General features: G+C 44.0%; 16 protein-coding genes and 1 pseudogene. 9 read left to right on the top strand and 8 right to left on the bottom strand.

What is annotated here, in order from left to right:
- Positions 1-109 precede the first annotated feature (109 nt).
- From Q4557_RS13865 to Q4557_RS13855, 3 genes are read left to right on the top strand one after another with little or no spacing between them, the layout of a single operon-like run.
- Positions 110-937, top strand: coding sequence for an FAD:protein FMN transferase (locus Q4557_RS13865; RefSeq protein WP_303413483.1), 828 nt, complete (start codon positions 110-112; stop codon positions 935-937).
- A 47-nt stretch (positions 938-984) separates the two neighbouring features.
- Positions 985-1,644, top strand: a complete 660-nt coding sequence (locus Q4557_RS13860) for a response regulator transcription factor (protein ID WP_102440584.1) — start codon at positions 985-987, stop codon at positions 1,642-1,644.
- A 33-nt stretch (positions 1,645-1,677) separates the two neighbouring features.
- Positions 1,678-3,075 carry an ATP-binding protein gene (locus Q4557_RS13855; protein ID WP_303413432.1) on the top strand — a complete coding sequence of 466 codons (1,398 nt, stop codon included), beginning with the start codon at positions 1,678-1,680 and terminating at the stop codon, positions 3,073-3,075.
- Positions 3,076-3,231: 156 nt separating this feature from the next.
- Here the strand turns inward: Q4557_RS13855 and Q4557_RS13850 are convergent, their stop codons facing one another.
- From Q4557_RS13850 to Q4557_RS13835, 4 genes are all read right to left on the bottom strand, one after another.
- Positions 3,232-4,707, bottom strand: coding sequence for a DUF3300 domain-containing protein (locus Q4557_RS13850; RefSeq protein WP_303413430.1), 1,476 nt, complete (start codon positions 4,705-4,707; stop codon positions 3,232-3,234).
- 127 nt (positions 4,708-4,834) lie between these two features.
- Positions 4,835-6,211, bottom strand: coding sequence for an ATP-binding protein (locus tag Q4557_RS13845; protein WP_102477215.1), 1,377 nt, complete (start codon positions 6,209-6,211; stop codon positions 4,835-4,837).
- A 7-nt stretch (positions 6,212-6,218) separates the two neighbouring features.
- A complete protein-coding gene (locus Q4557_RS13840) occupies positions 6,219-6,896 on the bottom strand; it encodes a response regulator transcription factor (protein WP_102477216.1) in 678 nt (225 codons plus the stop codon).
- 60 nt (positions 6,897-6,956) lie between these two features.
- Entirely contained in the window at positions 6,957-7,328 is a 372-nt protein-coding gene (locus Q4557_RS13835) for a PepSY domain-containing protein (RefSeq protein WP_303413426.1), read from the bottom strand.
- A 232-nt stretch (positions 7,329-7,560) separates the two neighbouring features.
- On the opposite strand from Q4557_RS13835, the gene Q4557_RS13830 reads away from it, so the two are divergent.
- Entirely contained in the window at positions 7,561-8,472 is a 912-nt protein-coding gene (locus Q4557_RS13830) for a choice-of-anchor H family protein (RefSeq protein ID WP_303413424.1), read from the top strand.
- Positions 8,473-8,555: 83 nt separating this feature from the next.
- On the opposite strand, the gene xseA is transcribed toward Q4557_RS13830, so the two are convergent.
- A complete protein-coding gene (xseA, locus tag Q4557_RS13825) occupies positions 8,556-9,884 on the bottom strand; it encodes an exodeoxyribonuclease VII large subunit (protein ID WP_102440579.1) in 1,329 nt (442 codons plus the stop codon).
- A gap of 121 nt (positions 9,885-10,005) precedes the next feature.
- Here xseA and guaB point away from each other — a divergent pair, with 121 nt between their 5' ends.
- The 3 genes from guaB to tadA all read left to right on the top strand — a co-directional run bounded on the left by guaB (position 10,006) and on the right by tadA (position 13,989).
- Positions 10,006-11,478, top strand: a complete 1,473-nt coding sequence (gene guaB, locus Q4557_RS13820) for an IMP dehydrogenase (RefSeq protein ID WP_303413421.1) — start codon at positions 10,006-10,008, stop codon at positions 11,476-11,478.
- A gap of 130 nt (positions 11,479-11,608) precedes the next feature.
- Positions 11,609-13,186 carry a glutamine-hydrolyzing GMP synthase gene (gene guaA / locus Q4557_RS13815; RefSeq protein ID WP_076542725.1) on the top strand — a complete coding sequence of 526 codons (1,578 nt, stop codon included), beginning with the start codon at positions 11,609-11,611 and terminating at the stop codon, positions 13,184-13,186.
- Between the two features lie 128 nt (positions 13,187-13,314).
- Positions 13,315-13,989, top strand: coding sequence for a tRNA adenosine(34) deaminase TadA (gene tadA / locus Q4557_RS13810; protein ID WP_102440607.1), 675 nt, complete (start codon positions 13,315-13,317; stop codon positions 13,987-13,989).
- A gap of 297 nt (positions 13,990-14,286) precedes the next feature.
- Here the strand turns inward: tadA and mltF are convergent, their stop codons facing one another.
- On the bottom strand, positions 14,287-15,744 hold the full coding sequence (mltF, locus tag Q4557_RS13805) for a membrane-bound lytic murein transglycosylase MltF (RefSeq protein WP_303413417.1): 1,458 nt from the start codon (positions 15,742-15,744) through the stop codon (positions 14,287-14,289).
- Between the two features lie 369 nt (positions 15,745-16,113).
- Here mltF and purL point away from each other — a divergent pair, with 369 nt between their 5' ends.
- Positions 16,114-19,995, top strand: a complete 3,882-nt coding sequence (gene purL / locus Q4557_RS13800; RefSeq protein ID WP_303413481.1) for a phosphoribosylformylglycinamidine synthase — start codon at positions 16,114-16,116, stop codon at positions 19,993-19,995.
- Between the two features lie 256 nt (positions 19,996-20,251).
- Here the strand turns inward: purL and Q4557_RS13795 are convergent, their stop codons facing one another.
- Positions 20,252-20,599, bottom strand: a complete 348-nt coding sequence (locus Q4557_RS13795) for a hypothetical protein (RefSeq protein WP_303413415.1) — start codon at positions 20,597-20,599, stop codon at positions 20,252-20,254.
- Between the two features lie 113 nt (positions 20,600-20,712).
- Positions 20,713-21,471 carry a trypsin-like serine protease gene (locus tag Q4557_RS13790; protein WP_303413412.1) on the bottom strand — a complete coding sequence of 253 codons (759 nt, stop codon included), beginning with the start codon at positions 21,469-21,471 and terminating at the stop codon, positions 20,713-20,715.
- A gap of 768 nt (positions 21,472-22,239) precedes the next feature.
- Between Q4557_RS13790 and Q4557_RS13785 the strand changes: the two are divergent.
- Positions 22,240-22,548 (top strand): annotated as a pseudogene (locus Q4557_RS13785) (group II intron reverse transcriptase/maturase); the annotation flags it as partial.

Here is a 22,548-nt window from a genome sequence, read left to right as displayed (position 1 = left end):
GAAATTGTTAAATAAAGCCGCTGTTACATCACAAGCCGCTACATCTAAGGCCCCACAGGTCGCGACGCTTACACGTCGCCCTTGGGGCTTTTTAGGTTCATTTAGCGCCATGGCAAGTCCATGTGAAATGTTAATGCGACTAGATGATGAGCGCATTGCCCAGCAGATGTTAAATATCGCTGTGGCTGAAGCCAAACGAATAGAGCGTAAATATAGCCGTTTTTTACAAGGTAATATTGTTTGGCAACTCAACAATGCCCAAGGGCAGGCGGTTAACATTGATGCTGAAACGGCGCATTTACTGCAATTTGCCCAGCAATGTTATCAATTAAGTGACGGCGCTTTTGATATCAGCGCAGGTCCTTTAATGAAGTTGTGGCGCTTTGATGGTAGTCATCAAGTGCCACCAGCTAGTGCGATTAAATCGGCATTAAAGCTAGTGGATTTTAGCGCCATTGATTTTACTGACAGCCAATTGACTATGCCTGCAGCAATGAGTTTAGATTTTGGTGGCATAGGCAAAGAGTATGCGGTGGATAGTACAGCGCAATTACTCAGCAAGCGTTGGCCTGATATCTCTGTGTTAGTTAATTTTGGTGGCGATATTGCCTGTCCCATCCTTAACCCCAATGGCTGGCAAGTGGGGATTGAAAACCCGCAGCAATTGGATAATGCCGCGGCGCTGTTAACCATACGCCAAGGCGCATTAGCCACTAGCGGCACCACTCGGCGCTACATTGAAGTGGACAGTAAACGCTATGGCCACATTATTAATCCTCGAACAGGATATCCTGTGGAGCAAGCGCCGCTTTCAGTGACGGTATTAGGGCCAAATAGCGTAACCGCGGGAATGTTATCGACCATGGCAATGTTAAAAGGCGCTGCTGCTGAAGCCTTTTTGAGTGAGCAAGGTGTTGACTTTAAAGTGTTTAGATAAGCTTAAATCGCGCTTTAGTTATTATAAAAGTAATAAGGGAATAACCGATGCGGGTATTGTTAGTAGAAGACAATCAGTTATTAGCACAAGGCGTGGTTTTGAGTTTGGCTAAAGAAGGGATCCAAGTGGATCACTTATGTTCTTATAACCAAGCATTAGCGGCGCTGGATAATGAAGATTTTAGCGCCATTATTCTTGATTTAGGTTTGCCTGATGGCAATGGCGAAGATTTATTAAAGCACTGGCGTAAAGCGGGAGTATCTTTGCCGATTATTGTGCTTACAGCCAATACGGATTTTGATACTCGCTTAAACTGTTTAGACATTGGCGCAGATGATTATCTCAGTAAACCGTTTGATGTGCGGGAATTAGTTGCCAGACTGCGAGCGATTGTTCGCCGCCAACACGGCTTAGATAACAATCAATTTAGTTTCGGCGCATTGACCATCGATTTCAGTTGTTGTGAAGTGCATTTTCGAGAGCAATTAATCAATCTGCCACGGCGGGAATATCAATTGTTATTGGAGTTTGCCCAATCAGCAGGGCGAGTACTAACCCGCAGCCAGCTTGAGCAATTAACCTATGGTTGGGATGAAGTCGGCAGTAATTCCATTGAAGTGCATATTCATCATTTACGTAAAAAAATGGCCCCAGAACTGATTAAAACTGTTAGAGGCATTGGCTATATTTTAGCTGAAATTCAATAAGCATTAATGGTCAGTAGATCATAAAAGGATATTATGTTTTCGTTACGTTTCTCCCTTAGTTTATTGATGTTAGTCGGCATCTTACTGACCGTATCGGTTGCCAGTGTGCTGAGTAGCCGCGATGCCATGTACGAGATAGAAGAGCTATTTGATGCAGAAATGGTGCAAACCGCCAAAGTGCTGGATTTGTTTTATGTCAAAAGGCTTACTGCCGCCAAAGTAGCAAGCTTAATTGAGCAACCTATTCGCTTTCATGTGTCAGAGTCTGAAATAGAAACCTTTGCCGAGCAGTCTACGGTAGAAACCCTCTCTTACGAGCGAAAGCTGTCATTTCAATTATTTACCGCAGCAGGTGAGTTACTTGCATACTCAGATAATACTGGTGTAAAACCGCTAACGGATTTTAACCACGGCTATGCCTATCAGGCAGTCGGTGAGCACACCTGGCATGTGTACAGCTTGTTTTCAACGGCGCAACAGGTGTGGATTGTGACTGCACAGCGTGATGACGTGCGCCAAGAGTTGGTGGATAAGATTAACGCCAATAGCTGGCGCTCGCCTTTGATTATTGCGCCTATCATGTTGCTTATCATGCTATTGGTGACTTACTACTTATTTAAACCCATCAAACTACTTGAACGTCACTTAGCTTATCGCAGTGCTCAAGATCTAGCGCCAATTAATATCCGCTTACCGTCAGAACTTATTACAATTCAGCAGTCGCTTAATAGTTATTTAGCCCGTATCGCCGATATGATGATCCGCGAACGACGCTTTAGTGCTGATGCCGCCCATGAATTAAAGACCCCCTTAGCCATCATTAAACTTCATGGTGATGGTTTAGAAAGCGTGATTAATTCATCAACCGATGAAAGCTTAAAGCAACAAGCAATGCCTTATACTCAAGCCATGGGGCAGGGCATTAAGCGTATGAGTCATACTGTTGAGCAACTGTTATTACTCTCAAGGGTTGATGCCATTGAAGCGATTAATAAGGCTGAATGCAACTTACAAAGCCTAATTGATAATGTGATTAATCAGTTAGTGCATATTGTGGCCGATTATCAGTGGCAGCTTGATATTCCTAAGGGACTTACCGTTAAAGCTGATAGCTTTTATCTTGAATTAGTATTAAAAAATATTATCGAAAATGCCTGTAAATACAGCCCTAAAGAATCGGTTATTAGCATTCGCGCTGAGCAAGATGCTAACCAATGCGTCATTAATATCATTGATCAGGGAATAGGGATGTCTGCAAGCGAAATTGATTTAGCCAAGAACCGTTTTTATCGGGTTGATGAAAATGTATCCCAAGGTGCAGGGCTAGGGTTATCCATTTGTCAGCTCATCATTATGTTGCATCAAGGTGATATGAGTTTTCATCAAGCTAAGCCTCAAGGGCTAAAGGTCAACATTGTGTTACCCAATTAAACTAACTTATTTAATCTTGGGATAAAAAAGCCTGAGTCACAGTGAATGTGATTCAGGCTTTTTATTTATTTCAGACCCAGCTTCTAACTCAGCTTCTGGCCCAGCTTATGACTTAACTTCTGACTCAGACAAAGCGCAGTTTATTTCACTCGTTACTTATTTCACTCGCTGTTTAGACGACGAGTGATGACTGCTTGAGCGACTACCACCACGGTTGTTGTGGGATGCATTACTCGCTCTTTGCTGCGGCTTGATGCTGTGGTTTTGGGCGCTACGGTTGTTATTCACTCGCGCAGTTTGGTTATAGTGCTTGCTACTTTGCTGTTTATTAACAGTCGGTCTGCTGGTCGCTTGTCTATTAGTAACCTGCCTGTTTGTCGCTTGTCTGCTGCTCGGTTGCTTGGTCGCTTTTTGGCTTTGATGAGCCTTATTTGAACGGTTTGGCTGTGATTTATTTGCCGTTCTCAGCGCTTTATCCTGCTGGCCATTATGCATTTTATTCGTATTACTTGGCTTAGTGCTCGGTCTAGTGCTCGGTCTAGTACTGGGCTTAGTGCTGGGTCTTGAGCTATAGCTCGGCTTAGCATTATGATTATTTTTTAATGCTTTATTAACACGTTGCTGCTTTGCTATATGGCTTGGCTTAGAGTTATGCAGCTGTGCAGGCTTACCTTTATGACCAGGTTTTTGAGAATGAGCCACCTTGTGGCTTTTATTGTAACGGGCACGATCATACTTATGGCTTACTCTCGGCGCTTTATATGCAACCCCGCGGCGATGAGCAGGTTTGTGCTTCCAGCGGTGTGAGCCTTGGCTATAGGCAATCTTATGGGGCTTACGATAGTAACGAGTCTTATGATGATTAATCACCACCACGCGTCTACTTGACCAATGCACCGCGCCAAAGAAGTAGTTAAAGTTAATGTAAACACTTGGCCCCCAATAAATCGGGCGGTTCGGGCGGTAATGCACATAAGATGGATAACGCCAATATACTGGTGGGTATGCATTCCAGCGCCAGCTACCGTAAACAATTCTTGGGTCGTAATAGGGAACATAAACCACTTCCGTACGGGCAGGCTCAATAATGATCTGCTTTTCTTCACGGGTGATGGTCATGTTTTCCATATCATCAAAACTATTGGCTTCATCGGCTTGATGGCGCAATGTTTGAATGCTGGCTAATACCGTTTTTTCATCTTGCAGAAATGCTTCACCTAACTCCTGAGTCCAATCAAGATCTTCATTAAGCTTTTCAAGCACAGTGGGAAAGGCCACTAATGCCATGACGCTAGGGTCCCAATCCTGTTGCTCGGCTTGCTGCATTTTTTGTTCGCTATCAAGCTGACTATTTTCTTGCTGCCAGCGATGCGCTTGTACTACCTCTAGAGGGTAGGTAGACGCAATCAGAATATGGGTTAACAAACTATCTGGATATAAGGCAATAGGAGCAAGCATTTGTGCCAGCTGCGCTTCAGACAGCTGCTGTTCAGTATCTTGACTGTAGGCTTGATCGCTCGCCAGTGTTTGTGCGCCGTTGTCTGTGGCCGCTAATACCGCAGGAGAAAGCATAATGCACATGGCAACTAGGCTTGTTCTGATGCGATTAAAAGTCGTATTCATTAATATCATATCGTCTCCAACTCCTTTTTGATAAAGGCAGTTTTTGAATGTTAGATATAGGATAACGAAGTGAAAATGAACACAAGATGAAAGCAGGGAATTTATTTTGAGTGAATTAAGCGGCTAATGGTAAAAGCTAGTCATTAAATGTGATGGTGAATTTAGCGCCGCCATAAGTGTCAGATGCACCGACGCTTAATTGCCCCTGATAACTTTCGACAATATCACGCACTATGGCTAAGCCAATACCGTGACCTTGTTGGTAGGTATCGGCTCTGATGCCACGTTCAAAAATCCCTTGCTGCTGCTCAGGGCTTAGGCCTTTGCCGTCATCTTCAATGATAAAGTGTAATTGGTTATCGGTTTGAACTACGCTAAGGCAAACTTGGGCCTTAGCGGCTTTACAGGCGTTGTCTAACAGGTTGCCAAGCATTTCACTTAAGTCAGCTTCTTCACCTTTAAATAGTATGTTGGCTTGGGCTTGGTAATCGATATCAAGGTGTTGCTGTTGGTATATTTTACTTAAGGTTCTGATTAACTTGCTGGCGACATCATCCACTTTAACCCCTAAATGCCAAGGCTTATTACCGCTAGTTTTGGCTTTATTGAGCTGATAGCTAATGATGTTATTGATATTGCTGGCTTGCTCTTTGGAGTCGGCACTTAAGTCTTTTTGGCTTTGCAGCACAGCTAAGGGGGTTTTTAAACTATGGGCTAGATCGGCTAAGGCATTTTTATAACGCTGCCTTTGCTGTTGCTCGGTTTTTAATAGCACATTGAGCTGTTTTGCCACCGCGTTGAGCTCTATAGGGTAGTTTTGCTCAATGCGAGTTTGCTCACCTTGCTCGACTAACGTGAGCTCTTGAGTAAAACGGTTTAACGGTTTTAATGTCCACAGCAACCATATGGCCTGTATCAAGGCTAGTACCACCATTAACACTGCTAACCATGTCCATAGAGTGTTGCTAAACTCACTAATTTGCCTTTGAAAATCTGCGTCATCTTTAATGATATGAACCGTTATTTGTAGCGGTTTTTTATCTGTTTCAAAAGAAACGGTGAAGTTATATACCACATGATTATTGGGTTCATTACTAATGTCATCATCAAAGATGATTTGAGTGAGCTTGCCTTCGCCCATGGCCGGTATTGGCAATTGAGGCAGGGTTAAGCCTAAAAATGATTCTGATGACCATACTTCATTAACGCCAGAGGGAGAATTTGAAGTGATAAGTGCATACAAACCCGAGCCGACAATATTAAATTGATTTTCCAATAAGTAATTGGGCATCACCACCTTATTGTCTTTGACTTCTGCCACTGCCAGCACCGAATACACATAGGCTTTTAACTGGTTATTAATCGATTGGGCGATTTGATGTTTAAAGGCATTATTAACCGCCGCGCCAATGAGAGGCAGTAACACCACAATTAACACTAAGCCACTGAGCATCAACCTTACTTTTAAGGAGTTAAAGAGTGCGAGTCGAGGCAAAGTTAATGGCTTTTTCATCAGAAGGTTATTTACTTAGCTGGCGTAGGCGATAACCTTGGCCACGCAAAGTTTCAATTAATTTATATTGGTTATCAGGGTCGAGCTTTTTACGTAAGCGGCGGATAAACACTTCAATGACGTTGGAGTCCAAGTCAAAATCCTGATCGTAAATATGTTCAATTAAGGTGGGTTTAGAAATCACTTCACCCTGATGCATCATAAAATATTCAAACAGTTTGAATTCGGAGCTACTTAAAATAACCGACTGCTGTAAATGCGTTAACGCTAAGGTGCGGGTATTAAGACTAAAAGGGCCATTACTGATCACCGGACTTGCTTGCCCAGCTGAGCGGCGGATTAATGCATTGAGACGGGCGACTAACTCTTCAGGCTGAAATGGTTTAGTGAGGTAATCATCTGCGCCAGAATCTAGCCCTAGCACCTTGTCTTGCCAGCCATCTCTAGCGGTTAAAATCAAAATCGGATAATCGATTTGTTTTTCACGCAGCTGGGTAATTAAGCTCAGGCCATCTATTTTAGGTAACCCCACATCGATGATAGCTGCATCATATTGATACTCAGAGGCTTGAAACAATCCGTCTTCGCCATCAGATGAAATATCAACGCTGTAATTTGCCCCTTGAAGGTGCTCAGTGAGATTGTGTTGTAAGCCTAAATCATCTTCAACTAATAATATTCTCATGCCTAGCCTCTTGAATTTAGTTGCTAAAAATTAAGCTTTGGCAACGATGGCGGTTAAAGATTAGTTTCTTGAAACTGAACCTGAACGTGCATTGACGGTGGCGTAAAACACCATGCCTTTATTTGACAGTAGTTTAACCCGATAGCCAGGAGAGCCGTTCACTGAGGTTGATTGCACCGACAGCACTTTAGCCGAGTATTGCCTTTTAGCCAGTTGCGCTGCCTGCTGTGAGCTATTAACGGCTAACTTTTTCGACTGGTTGGTTTTTTTTTGATTGGGCGCATGCTGATTGTGCGATTGATGGGCACGCTGATGGATGCCTTGTTGACTCCAATTGCCTGAAACTGGCGCAGCCTGAACTAATCCGATACTGAGAAAACTCAATATTAAGATAGTCAGGGGAATGCGTAATTTCGTTGTTACTTTGCTCATTTGCCAAGTCCAATTGAATATTTATCTTTGAAATCAGTCATCAGTGTAAAAGATCTGCTGCAATATAGAAATAGCGCTTCGCTATCAAAACTGCCTATCTCACAGCAGTAGTTTTAATCATTATCTAATGGCTTTGATGAATTCTAGCTGAACGTGTTCAGCTTATATTCATTTTCAATGCACTTAAATAGAAAGCAGGTTTCACCAAGCGCATTGAAAACAAGGATTGATTATGATGACTTTATCTATTTCAAAATGGTCGCTGACGGCAGTAGTGCTTTTATCGATGAGCGGTTTTGTACACACTGCTGTCGCCTCTGAAGCGGCTGCTTTGTCAAATGTGGCTGCTTTATCAAATCAAGTGCAGGCAAAAGTATTAGTGAGTAGTGAAGGGCGACAATTAACTGCCTCAGAAAAGCCAATCCAAGTGAAGGTTGACCCGCAGCGCATTAACGCATTGGTAAATAATGCCAAGCAGCTTGAGCCTGCGCTAGCCGTTGAGCGTTCAGTGCGCATCAAGCAGTTATCGCAGTTATCTAAACAAACCACATCACAAGTAGCGCCTAAAAATACCTTAACCAATAATGCCATAACCAATACTGCCTCTATGATGTATGTGCAGCCGGGGCTTAGGGATTTTACGATTTATCAGGCCTACAGTCATTTATATGATGATTTTGATGAAGATGGTTTTTATCAAACTTTTACCGTGACCTTTGATGCTGATGTTTACGGCTTTAGTGTCGGCGAGCCTGCTAATGTTTATGCTGAATTGTATTTAAGCCGAAATGGCGGCCCGTGGCAGCATTATTACTCCACCGATATTTTTACCATTTATGGCGAAGCTGAAGATGACAGTTATGAGGTGCTAACCACCTTAGCCCAAGGGTATAAAACCGATTACTATGACGTACTGATTGATTTATATGAGGTGGGTTATGAGGATATTGTTGCCACCATCAGTAGTGAAGAGGCTGATAGCTTATATGCCTTGCCGTTAGAAAGTAGCGATAGAGATACGGTTTATATTGAAGAAGAAATCATTGAAACTGAAGTGATAGTCAGTGGCGGTAGTACCTCAGGTGTCATGTTAATCTTAGCTGTAGGTTTGCTAATAATGAGACGAAAAAGTATGACGTCATGAGCTTATTAACTCACCACCGTGACTCTTATTAATTAACAGCGTCGCGGTGGTTATTCATTTCTACTTCACTGTTACTTCACTATTTATTTAACTAGGGACTCAATCTCACCATGATGTAGCTGAGTAACCAGTAAGTCACCTGAGCTTACTTGGTTCGCCTGTTCAACTACCTTGCCATCACTGTCTTTAGTAATACTGTAACCACGGCTTAAGGTGGCTAACGGGCTTACGGTTTCCAGCTTATGAGCGCTGTAACTGAGTTGCTTACTGGCGTTATCAACTCGGCTTTTCATCGCTTCATTTAAGCGATTACTTAGATAAGTCATTTTGTTTTGCTCAAGGGTGAGTTTGTGCACTGGCGATTGCTGCTGCAAACGGCTTTTTAATTGTTGTTGCCTCATTTGGGCGCGGGCCAGTTTGTGCTGCAACGCCGACTCAAGCTTTAACTGCATTTCATCAAAACGTTGTTCAAGCTGTTGTAGTTGCCTTTTAGGATCTTGTCTTTGCAGCTGGTGGCTTAATTCAGCAAGTTGGGTGCTTTGATGCAATATGTAATGACGATAGGCTTGCCTTAAACGCGCGAAAGTCGCAGTCAATTTTTGGCTTTTATTGCCTTTATCATCAGATAACAACTCAGCCCCTGCCGATGGCGTCGGCGCTCTTACATCAGCAACATAGTCACTGATGGTGGTATCAATTTCATGGCCCACAGCGCTCACTACGGGCAATGCACTGTTATAAATCGCGTGGGCTAAGTCTTCATCGTTAAAGCACCATAGATCTTCCAGTGAACCGCCACCACGGGTGAGTAGCAGCACATCAACCTCAAGACGTTTGTTGGCGGTAGTGATGGCATCGATAATTAATTTACTGGCAGTAGCACCTTGTACTTGAGTGGGGTAAACCACCACTTCAATGGACGGATCGCGTCGCGATAACACATGCACTACATCGCGAATGGCTGCACCAGTAGCTGAGGTAATCACACCTATTCGTTGGATATTTTGTGGAATAGGTCGCTTAGTTTCTGTTGCAAATAAGCCTTCTGCGGCTAATTTTAGCTTAAGCGCCTCATATTGCTGTGCTAGCAATCCATCACCCGCAGGCAACATCGACTCTAATAGTAATTGATAATCGCCGCGGGGCTCGTAAACACTGATGGCGCCTTTAACTAAAACCTGTTGTCCATTAACCGGTCTAAAGGCGACTGATTGATTACGACCTTTAAACATCGCACAACGAATTTGTGAGCGACTGTCCTTTAAAGTCATATACCAATGACCTGAATTTGGGGAAACAAAGTTCGAGATTTCGGCCTCTAGCCAGACCTTACCAAGCTCTCCTTCAAGCAGCTGGCGGACTTCACCGTTTAATCGCGAAACGGAGTAAACATTATTTTTTGAGCTTTTCATCAATTTAGGCCACCCAATCGGAACTTTTGACTATTTTCCATTTACCAACCCCAATATGCAAGGTATAATCCCGCCGCAATATTTACCCTTTCTAAACCCTACACTTTCTGGGAGATGTTGCATGTTAAGATTAAGAAATGACGCACTAACATTTGATGATGTACTACTGGTGCCTGCTCACTCAACCGTCCTCCCAAATACCGCTGTTCTAAAAACACGTCTGACTAGAAAAATAGAATTAAACACCCCAATTGTTTCTGCAGCTATGGATACCGTAACTGAAGCTCGCTTAGCGATCGCGATGGCACAAGAAGGTGGTTTAGGTTTTATTCATAAAAATATGACCATTGAGCAGCAAGCTGAAGAAGTTCGTAAAGTTAAAATTTACGAAGCGGGTATTGTTCAGCAACCTGTTACAGTTAATCCATCAACAACCTTAGCTGACGTTAAGCAATTAACTGAGCGCAATGGTTTTGCTGGTTACCCAGTGGTTAATGACGCAAGTGAACTTGTGGGTATTATCACTGGCCGTGATGTGCGCTTTGTCACTGACTGGACCATGACTGTTGAACAAGTTATGACCCCAAAAGATCGTCTTGTGACGGTTCAAGAAGGCACTAAATTAGATGAAGTACAAACATTAATGCATTCTCACCGCGTTGAGAAAGTGCTAGTGGTTGACGTTAACTTCAAGCTTAAAGGCCTTATCACAGTTAAAGATTTCCAAAAAGCTGAACGTAAACCAAATGCATGTAAAGACGAGTTAGGTCGTTTACGTGTAGGTGCAGCCGTTGGCGCTGGTGCAGGTAACGAAGAGCGTATTGCTGCATTGGTTAAAGCCGGTGTTGACGTATTATTGATTGACTCATCTCATGGTCACTCAGAAGGCGTATTGCAACGTATTCGTGATACTCGCGCATCATTCCCTGACTTACAAATTGTTGGCGGTAACGTTGCAACAGCTGAAGGCGCATTAGCCCTAGTTGAAGCTGGCGTTGATGCGGTTAAAGTGGGTATTGGCCCAGGGTCAATCTGTACTACGCGTATCGTAACCGGTGTTGGCGTGCCGCAAATTACTGCAGTATCTGACGCAGCAGCGGCAGTTAAGCATCTTGATATTCCGGTTATTGCCGATGGCGGTATTCGTTTTTCAGGTGATTTAGCTAAAGCATTGGCAGCGGGTGCATCTTGCATCATGGCAGGTTCAATGTTTGCTGGTACTGATGAAGCGCCGGGCGAAACTGAGCTATACAATGGTCGTGCTTATAAGTCATACCGCGGTATGGGCTCTTTAGGTGCGATGACTCAAACTCAAGGTTCATCAGATCGCTATTTTCAAAGTGACAATGCTGCTGACAAATTAGTACCAGAAGGTATTGAAGGCCGCGTTGCTTACAAAGGTAAATTAAAAGAGATTATTCACCAGCACATGGGCGGCTTACGTTCATGTATGGGTCTTACCGGTTGTGCCACCATTAAAGAATTAAATGAAAAAGCTGAGTTCGTTAAAATTACTTCAGCAGGCATGGGCGAGTCTCATGTGCACGATGTCACCATCAGTAAAGAAGCGCCGAACTATCGTAGCGGCACTTAATAATTAATAAGGCGCTCATTTATTTGAGCGCCTTTTTTCAATTTCATTATGTATTTGAAATTATGCATTTGAAATTATGCATTTGAGATTGAAGCAAACCTACTAGATCAAACCAGATATAAGGTAACCCATGAGCAACATTCATGAGCATAAAATCCTGATCCTAGATTTTGGATCGCAATACACGCAGTTAATCGCCCGCCGTATTCGTGAAATCGGTGTTTATTGTGAGCTTTGGGCTTGGGATGTATCTGAAGAGCAAATTAAAGGTTTTGCTCCTAACGGCATCATTTTAGCTGGTGGCCCTGAAAGCGTTACCGCTGCTAACTCACCACGAGCACCAGAATATGTGTTCAATGCTGGCGTACCTGTTTTAGGTATTTGTTACGGCATGCAAACCATGTCTGAGCAGCTTGGCGGCAAAGTGATCCAAGGCGTTGGCGAAGGCGAGTTCGGTTACGCGCAGGTTGAACTGCAAACGGAATCAGCCTTATTCAAAAGCATTGAAGATGCCATCAGTGAAACAGGCAAGCCATTACTGGATGTATGGATGAGCCACGGCGATAAAGTATCTGAAATCCCAGAAGGTTTTGTTACTGTCGCTAAAACTGACACTTGCCCATACGCTGCAATGGCCAATGAAGATAAGCATTTCTACGGGGTGCAATTTCACCCAGAAGTGACCCACACTCGTCAAGGTAAGCGCATGCTTGAGCACTTCGCGCTAGAGATCTGTGGCTGTCCTGCTAACTGGAAACCATCATCAATTATTGAAGATGCTATTGAAAAACTGAAAAAACAAATCGGTAACGATGAAGTAATTTTAGGTTTGTCAGGTGGTGTAGATTCATCGGTTGTGGCCATGCTATTGCACCGCGCAATAGGCGACAAACTGACCTGTGTATTTGTTGATAACGGTCTGCTACGTTTAAACGAAGCCAACCAAGTCATGGAAATGTTTGGCGATCACTTCGGACTGAATATTGTTCACGTTAATGCTGAGCACCGTTTCTTAGAGCAAATGGCTGGCGAAGCAGAGCCAGAAGCTAAACGTAAAATCATTGGCCGCGTTTTCGTTGAGATTTTCGATGAAGAGTCAAAGAAATGCGTTAATGCAAAATGGTTAGCACAAGGCACGATTTACCCTGATGTAATTGAATCTGCAGGCAGCGCCACAGGCAAAGCCCATGTGATTAAGTCGCACCATAACGTTGGCGGTTTGCCAGATGATATGGAAATGGGACTAGTTGAGCCATTACGTGAGTTATTTAAAGATGAAGTGCGTAAAATTGGTTTAGAGCTTGGTCTGCCATACGACATGCTTTACCGTCATCCGTTCCCAGGACCGGGTCTGGGTGTGCGCGTTTTAGGTGAGGTGAAAAAAGAGTACTGTGACTTACTGCGTTTAGCGGATGCTATCTTCATTGAAGAGCTGCACAAAGCTGACCTTTACAACAAAGTCAGCCAAGCATTTACCGTATTCCTACCTGTTCGTTCTGTCGGCGTTATGGGCGATGGTCGTAAATATGATTGGGTAGTATCGCTGCGCGCAGTTGAAACTATCGACTTTATGACAGCCCACTGGGCACATTTACCTTATGACTTCTTAGGTCGTGTATCTAACCGCATTATTAATGAAATCGATGGTATTTCACGTGTGGTTTACGATATTTCAGGTAAGCCACCGGCAACCATTGAATGGGAATAACCCATTTAGATATTGCTGAATAAACAAAAAGGCGCTTCGGCGTCTTTTTTGTTTTAAACTATCTAATTCAATCTAACTGTTTTACAGCTATTTTTTACAACTAAAGCGTTATGAATTATCGAGCCCCCATGCCAACATCTACTGACATTGCAGATCCTATCATTGATGCCGATCTTGAAACCAAGCCTGAAACTGAGCCTAGCTCTGAGCCAGTGAATAAACTGGTTAATAAGCAGATCAATCAACTCGGTCAATTAGTTGAAACCGAGCTGACCGCTGAACAAACAGCTATTGATGAAAAGTGGATGCGAGTAGCAATGGCGCAAGCCAGGTTAGCAGAAGCCAAAGGAGAGGTGCCCGTGGGCGCAGTCTTGGTTAAAGATGATGAGTTGCTTGCTAGTGGCTTTAATTTAAGTATTTGCGAGCATAACCCCACAGCCCATGCTGAAATTGAATGTATTCGCGCCGCAGGGCAGGTGCTTGAAAACTACCGCATGTTAGACACTAGCTTGTATGTCACCCTAGAGCCTTGTTCCATGTGCGCTGGCGCTATGGTGCATAGCCGAATAAAACGAGTGGTATTTGGCGCAGATGATTTAAAAACCGGCGCCGCTGGCAGTGTGGTTAATTTAGTTCAACATGCTGATTTTAATCATCAGCTAGAGGTGACGTCTGGGGTATTAGCGAGCGAGTGTGCAGGGCAATTAAGTGCTTTTTTTAAACGTCGCAGAGAAGAAAAAAAAGCACTTAAAAAGTTACTGAAACAGCAATCAGACTTGTTGCTGCAAAAAGGCGAAAAATAATTTCTGGCGGTTAAGCATTTTACGTTGTTTAAGCTTGATAGCATTACGGCGACGAGCGCTGTTATTAGTGTTTCTTCTCATGTTAAGCCTTACTACATTGGTGAGGTTTTATATTAGTTAAAGCGAGCATAAATCACTTTCGAAAACAAACCATCGCTGCCCGGTTCGCTGTAAATCTAAAACTGGGTTAGCTCACAATCCCCATTTGCTAATTCGTATCCCTTACTTGCATTCACTAGCATAAAGGTGATGGTTAAAAAGTTACCCTAGACAGTGTAAAGCCAGTAAGTGACGTTTTTATTGCGCCGCTGATTTTACAATATCTTCTGGATTTTTATCATCATTGGCTGAAGTCTTAGCTTGGCCTGTGGTGTCATTTTCTGCTTGTTGCTGCATAAGTTCAAGCTGTTTATTTTGACTATCGACCCACACTAAGGTGTCGTAATATCGGCGGATGTTTTCCACATAGTGAACCGCTTCATTACCACGAGCATAACCATAACGAGTATGTTGATAATATTTGCGTTGTTGCAGCAGTGGCAAGACCTCTTTGACATCTCGCCATGCACTGGGATCTTTACCCATCCCTTGGGCTATTTTGCGGGCATCCTCCACATGACCTAAACCCACATTATAGGAGGCAAGGGCAAACCAAATACGCTGACTGCCAGGGATTGATGCTGGTAAACGATCGATCATTTTTTGCAAATAAATTGCGCCACCGCGAATGCTTTGTTCTGCATCGAGGCGGTTATCCACCCCCACAGAGCTTGCCGTTGGCTGGGTGAGCATCATCATGCCGCGAACGCCAGTGGGTGAGCGCGCTTTAGGGTTCCAATGGGACTCTTGATAACCGGCGGCGGCCACTTTACGCCAGTCGAGATCGCCAGCATGTTTTTCAAATAAGGCTTGGTATTCAGGTAGCACATTATCAATAGCGCGAATAAACGCGCGAGTATCAACATAGTCAAAGCGCTTAACATGGCCAAAATACTTTTCATTTAAATGCTCAAGGGTGCCATTCCGTTTTTGCTGATGCCAAAACGACAATAACGAGCCCATTAAGCGGTCGCTGCCATTGGGGCGCAATAACCATACAACGTCAGTTTTATCATCTAGGACGATACTGCCCCGTAACTCAGGTAAATAGCGTTGATTTATTCGTAGACTTTTAGAGTCTGCCACCGTATAAAGCAACTCGCCTTTCGCCACCAAAGAAAACAATTCTTCGTTGTCTTTGTCATACACTTGCTGCCATTTAAGGTTTGGGTGTGATTGCTGCAAGCTGGTTAATGTATCCACCGCCGCAGACTCAGAGATGACATAAATATCACCGCTCAGATTATCAAGATTTCTTGGCTTTTGAGTGCCGGTTTTATAAATCAATACTTGATTGACCTCATATAAAGCTGGCCCCAGTAAAAATTGTTCACGACGGTTTTGGGTAGTGGTAATTGCGGCGGCAACAATATCGATTTCATCATTTCGCAGAGCGGCGAATAACTGCTGCCTGTGGGTGTAAGGCACCATTTCTAATGGCACATCAAGATACGCTGCAAACTTTGCCGCCATTTCATAATCAAAACCACTCTCGCCAAGATCTGAGTTGAGGTAGGTTTGCGAGCCGTAAAGCGTCCCTACCTTTAAGACGGTACGTTTGGGGGAGGTTTCAACAAATTCAGTGACTTCAAACCTAGGTGGCTCACAGGCCACCAGTAAAAAGCTGAATGAAATAATCGTTAAAAGTTTGGTCATATCCATCTGTAAGCTATTGGTATTAGGCACTGTGCACTATTCAATGTTGAGCCTGAAAATATAATACCGTTTTAAAAAATGTCAGCGCTTTAGATATTTTAGCAGTAGTTTGCTATTTCACCTAGAAACCGGCTCAAGCTGAGTAAAATATACGTTTGAATTGATTAAAGAAAACCAAATGACAATTGGCTTTTAATCGCGAATTAACGCTTAAATTTTAAGCGCTTTTATGTGTTATTTAAATTGATTGTTTTCGTTAACGGGAAACACTGTTCTCACGCGCCTTGGTGGGTGATTTATAGGGTGTGATTCCCTATAATAGCGCCAATTCTTACCCTGCCATTATAATTAATAAGGTGAATTGACGTGATTGAGATCATTCGCGGAGCCCCAGCACTTTCAGCTTTTAGAGTTCAAAAGCTTATGGAGGCCTGTGAAACAGCAGCGCTTCCTGTTGAGCAAATCTATGCTGAGTATGTCCATTTAGCCGATTTAAGTGACAAGCTTGATGATAAAGAATATCAGCAACTTGAAACCATTCTAACCTACGGACCTGCAATTGAATCTCATACTCCAGAAGGATCATTGATATTTGTAACACCTCGCCCTGGAACGATTTCTCCTTGGTCATCTAAAGCAACTGACATCGCCCAAAATTGTGGTTTAGGCAAAGTAAAACGCCTAGAACGCGGTATTGCCTACTATGTTGCAGGAGCATCATTAACAGCGCAGCAGTTAGAGCAAGTGAAAGGCTTAATCCACGACCGTATGGTTGAAGTGATTTTACCTGAGTTTGCCGCAGCATCAGTATTGTTTGAACGCACTGAGCCATTGCCCTTCAAAAGCATCAATATTTTAGCTGAAGGTCGCCGCGCCCTTGAAGTGGCAAACGTGCAATTAGGCTTAGCGCTAGCAGAAGATGAAATCGACTACTTAGTTGATAACTTTGTGCGCTTAAACCGTAATCCTAACGACATCGAGCTAATGATGTTTGCTCAAGCAAACTCAGAGCATTGTCGTCACAAGATTTTCAATGCAGACTGGACTATCGATGGTGAAGTTCAGCCTAAATCATTATTCAAAATGATTAAAAACACCTTCGAAGTCACCCCAGACAACGTGTTATCAGCTTATAAAGATAATGCCGCTGTCATGACAGGCTCTGTTGCCGGTCGATTCTTCCCTGATCAAGATGGCGTTTATAACTATCACACCGAGCCAATGCACGTGTTGATGAAGGTTGAAACCCACAATCACCCAACAGCAATTAGCCCCTATCCGGGCGCTGCCACAGGATCAGGCGGTGAGATCCGTGATGAAGGCGCAACCGGTCGCGGTTCAAAACCTAAAGCAGGTTTAACAGGCTTTAGCGTATCAAACCTTAAAATCCCAGGCTTTGTGCAGCCATGGGAAGGCGACTACGGCAAACCTAGCCGTATTGTAACGCCACTTGAAATCATGACTGAAGGCCCATTAGGCGGCGCAGCATTTAATAACGAATTTGGTCGTCCAGCCCTTGTGGGTTACTTCCGTACTTACGAGCAAGAAGTTGCCAGCCATAACGGTGTTGAAGTACGCGGTTACCACAAGCCAATCATGCTTGCTGGTGGTTTAGGTAATATTCGTGAAGATCATGTTCAAAAAGGCGAAATTACTGTTGGCGCTAAGCTGATTGTACTTGGCGGCCCTGCAATGAACATTGGTTTAGGCGGCGGCGCTGCGTCATCAATGGCCTCTGGTCAATCAAGCGAAGACTTAGATTTTGCTTCTGTACAACGTGAAAACCCAGAAATGGAACGTCGTTGTCAGGAAGTGATCGACCGTTGCTGGCAGATGGGTGACGATAACCCAATTCAATTTATTCACGATGTGGGCGCGGGCGGTTTATCAAATGCCTTCCCTGAGCTGGTGAATGATGCCGACAGAGGCGCATTGTTTAATTTACGTAACGTACCATCTGATGAGCCGGGCATGAGCCCACTTGAGATCTGGTGTAACGAATCTCAAGAACGTTATGTTCTGTCTGTGGCACCTGAGAATTTAGAAACCTTCAAGAAAATTTGTGAGCGTGAACGTGCGCCGTTTTCTGTGGTAGGTGATGCAACTGAAGAGCAGCACCTCACCCTTGAAGATAGCCACTTTGACAACAAGCCAATTGATTTACCCCTTGAGGTTTTATTAGGTAAAGCACCTAAAATGAGCCGCGATGTGGTCACTGCCAATGCTGAGTTTTCAGCGCTCGAAACCGCTAATATTGACCTTAAAGAAGCGGTATCGCGCATCTTGCATTTACCAACTGTGGCCGATAAGTCTTTCCTTATCACCATTGGTGACCGCTCGGTAACAGGTTTAGTTAACCGTGACCAAATGGTTGGACCTTGGCAGGTTCCTGTTGCTGATTGTGCCGTAACTGCAGCAAGTTATGACAGCTACGCCGGTGAAGCCATGTCTATTGGTGAACGTACTCCATTAGCATTACTTGATTTTGGCGCTTCAGCTCGTATGGCCGTCGCCGAGTCAATCTTAAACATTGCGGGTACTGATATTGGTTCATTCAAGCATATTAAATTATCAGCTAACTGGATGTCGGCAGCAGGTCACCCAGGTGAAGATGCCGGTCTTTATGAAGCAGTAAAAGCAGTGGGTGAAGAGCTTTGTCCTGAACTTGAGTTAACTATCCCAGTGGGTAAAGACTCAATGTCGATGAAAACTGCGTGGAACGAAGCCGGTGAAGATAAAGCTGTTACTTCACCAATGTCACTGGTTATCACTGCATTCGGTGTGGTCAAAGACATTCGCAACACTGTGACTCCAGAGCTTCGCACTGATAAAGGCGATACAGAACTGTTACTGATTGATTTGGCTAATGGTCAAAACCGTTTAGGCGGTTCTTGTTTAGCGCAAGTTTACAGCCAGTTAGGTGATGTGGCGCCAGACTTAGATGATGCAGCAAGCTTACGTAGCTTCTTTGAAGTGATTCAGCCATTAGTCGCTGCTCAAAAAGTCATTGCTTATCATGACCGCAGTGACGGCGGTTTATTCACGACACTAGTGGAAATGGCATTTGCGGGTAATACCGGCCTTAATATTGATTTAGCAGCACTTAAAGGCACAGACCTTGAGCGCTTGTTTAATGAAGAGTTAGGCGCGGTTATTCAGGTGTCTAAAGCTGATTCAGCTAACATTCAAGCTCAGTTCGCTGCCGTGGGCGTGTCTTGCCAATATATTGCCAAGCTAACCCAAGATGATCAAATCACTATCGTTGATGGCCAGACGCCAGTATTTAGTGACAGCCGCGTAGCACTGCGCACCATGTGGTCTGAAACCACTTATCGCATGCAGTCACTACGTGACAACCCTGAATGTGCTAAAGAAGAGTTTGAACTTAAGCAGCAAGCCAAAGACCCAGGTCTTACAGTTGATTTACGCTTTAACCCAAGCGAAGACGTTGCCGCGCCATTTATCTTAAAAGGTGTCGCACCTAAGATGGCGATTATCCGTGAGCAAGGGGTTAACTCCCACGTTGAAATGGCAGCAGCCTTTGATCGCGCAGGTTTCGAAAGCCGCGACGTGCATATGTCTGACATTTTATCGGGTCGCATCAACCTAGAAGAATTCCAAGGCCTAGTGGCTTGTGGTGGATTCTCTTACGGTGATGTACTGGGCGCAGGTGAAGGTTGGGCTAAGTCAATCTTATTTAACGACCGTGCTCGCAGTGAGTTCTCACAGTTCTTTGAACGTGATGGCACGCTAGCATTAGGTGTATGTAACGGTTGTCAGATGTTATCTAACCTGAAAGAAATCATTCCAGGAAGTGAGCATTGGCCACACTTTGTCCGTAACCGTTCGGAGCGTTTTGAAGCACGTGCGAGTTTGGTTGAAGTACAAAAGAGCCCATCAATCTTCTTTGAAGGTATGCAAGGTTCACGTATGCCAATCGCAGTATCACACGGTGAAGGCCGCGCTGAGTTTAGGTCAGTTGAAGCCTTAGCCGCCGCTGAAGCGACAGGCACAGTGGCACTGCGTTACGTTGACGGTAATGGCGCTATAGCAACCCAATACCCACAAAACCCCAATGGTTCGCCAAATGCGATTACCGCATTAACTACCACTGATGGCCGAGTGACGATTATGATGCCGCATCCAGAACGAGTATTCAGAACCGTTGCCAACTCTTGGCATCCAGATGAATGGGGCGAAGACAGCCCATGGATGCGTATGTTCCGCAATGCACGGGTTAAGTTAGGTTAAGCTTCACTTAACCTAGATTGAGTTAACAGCAAAAAGGCGACCAAATGGTCGCCTTTTTATTGGATGGGACTTGTGTGGAGAGTATTGCTAACTCATTTCTGGATAGAAACGCGTTAGACATTTAACTCTATCTGTGAGTTTCAGATTAAAATTTCGATGAATTAACGCCCACGTTAAGGGGCTAAAAATTTGTTTGCTAAAATGTGTAGCGAAGCGAAACCGAGCAAACTGTTAGCAGTCCCGCTTTAAATTCTTGTTATATTTCGTCGTCAACGAACGGTGTACCTACTGTGTCATTGAGAACTGTATGACACTCCACAGAGAACCAACTATTAAAAAGTTTCATATTTCTAGTTTTTGGCCACAGAGATTCATCAGTATACCACCCACTTAATTCGTCAATGAATAGTAAATCTAAGTTTAACTTAATCCATCGTTGTAATGACTCGGGATCATCAGAGTCTTCGTTTGAGATAAGATAAACATTTAAATCTTCGTTAGCTGAATCTAGTGTCAACCCTGGGGAGTTATATGGATCTGCTTTATTAACCCAATCAACTGCGGGTTGTTTATATTTTAATATTAAGGCTGCACGATTGAGCACATGTTCTCCTAGAAATATAACGCTAAGCTAACGGGCAGTGACGTAGCGGCATAATCGCGGAGCGCCGCTGCGTTACTGTCCCAGTGAACGAAGTGAGCGAGTTAAGCGTTTTGTTAGAGGACCCCGCCCGCCACTGTTTTTTTAATCCACTCTTTAAAGTGTGAAATTCTTGAATAGTTTTCGATAACTCCATATCTGGCCTCTCTCCACTCAGTGGGTTCCGCGTTCTGCCATGAACTAACACCAATAATGTATAATTGCCCGTCCAAATTCACATAAGCAGGCCCTCCCGAGTCTCCGGGGCCGCTTATTCCTTCCAAAGGCAGAGCTGTATCTCCTTGTTCGAAAATAAACCTTATCCATTGATCTTCCGCACTATCAACTTGGTTCTTTGCCAGTCTGATTTTGCCGTCTGCACCAGTTACTCCAGTGAGACCATTGCCATGATCCCCACGACCAATAAAAGTTGCTGTTTTTCCAATTTCGTTGCTAGACGTATACAGACTAGCAATCGTTGCAGACTCGATTGGCTTGGTCAATTTGACAAGAGCTATATCGTTTGGGAATTTTTTATCCTCCCACAACGGATGGCTTACTACTTGTTCAATTTTATGTTGAGAGTTTTTGAACAGTACTTTTCCATCTTTCTTTAAGTATTTAGCAACGTGCGCCGCTGTAACAACCCAATCTCTAGCGATAAGTGCACCCGTACCTTCGACGATTTCCTCACCCTGATAAATCCCATAAAATGTAACAGTTGAATTATCGCTTTTTGCGGCGTCTTGATATTTTTGATCTGGTACGTCATGCCTTATAACAATTGCGTGAGCATTCAAAGAAATAACCAAAGTAAGTAAATACATCCATTTCATTTAAAAGGTCCTCTAACGCCTCACTCACCGGAATTTGGGGAGCGAAGCGAGTAAAATTTCCGAGTGCAGTGACTTGTGTACGCCCAGCATGGGCATGAACTAATGAGGTGAAAGTCCTCTGTAGGAAGATCACCGTTACTCTTTCTAAAAGAGAATAACATACTGTTATTAAACGTTAACTACTAGCGAATGGCAAGGGCTTATCCGTGAGGATTGGTCTGGAGGAAGCCGCTAGCACTTTTTTATCGGCAACAGGCGAGCTGATGAATAAGAACATCATATGAGGCGTAGGCTAAAGGTGAGTTGGCAGGGTCTGCCCCGCGAAGCAAGGGTACAAGACGACGAAATCACGTGATCTAATGGCCACCGTAAATGATGCAGCAGTGCAAAGAAAGTTCATGCTCTTATCTACCAATAAAGAGTGGGGAGATCTGCTTAACTCGCGATCGCGAAGTTTTTGTACAAGCTAACCAGTAAGACTTTGGTTTATAAGTGCCTTGGCTTTTCAACTTCATCGACTGAAAAGAGCGAATCAGATGGAAACCGATAGCGCATGACGGGGTAACTCGGCATGTGATTAAGCAGAAGACCTAAAATGTTCCCGACATTTATTGGCATTCACTCCTTCCATGGAGATTTCAGCAGACGGCATACGACTGCATGGATGCAGGAGGTAGAGCAACGCAGGAGCAGTTGCCGAGTAGCCCAACGCCCATCGTAATGGATGGGATATGGTGAAGGCCTGAACATTCAGAAGAAGGAGGAGTCTTGTCAAACTTGTCGATACTCACTACGTCGCCAGACGATTACTATCAGCAGCGTATTGACCTGCAACCGGCCTTCAACAGCGATCTATTCCAGCAACTACTCGAACCTGAGAATTTACACCGAGCGTGGCGGCAAGTTAAAGCCAATAAAGGCGCACCAGGCATCGATGGCATGACCATCGAAGCTTTCCCGCTTTGGATGCAACAAGGCGGCTGGCAACAGTGTAAATCTCAATTAGAGCGAGGTGAGTATAAGCCCTCAGCAGTAAGGCGTGTTGAGATCGACAAACCCGATGGCGGTATACGCAAA

Origin of the sequence: Shewanella sp. 5_MG-2023, from assembly GCF_030547465.1 — a bacterium.
GTDB lineage: Bacteria > Pseudomonadota > Gammaproteobacteria > Enterobacterales > Shewanellaceae > Shewanella.
This window is presented reverse-complemented; position numbering and strand designations above follow the sequence as displayed.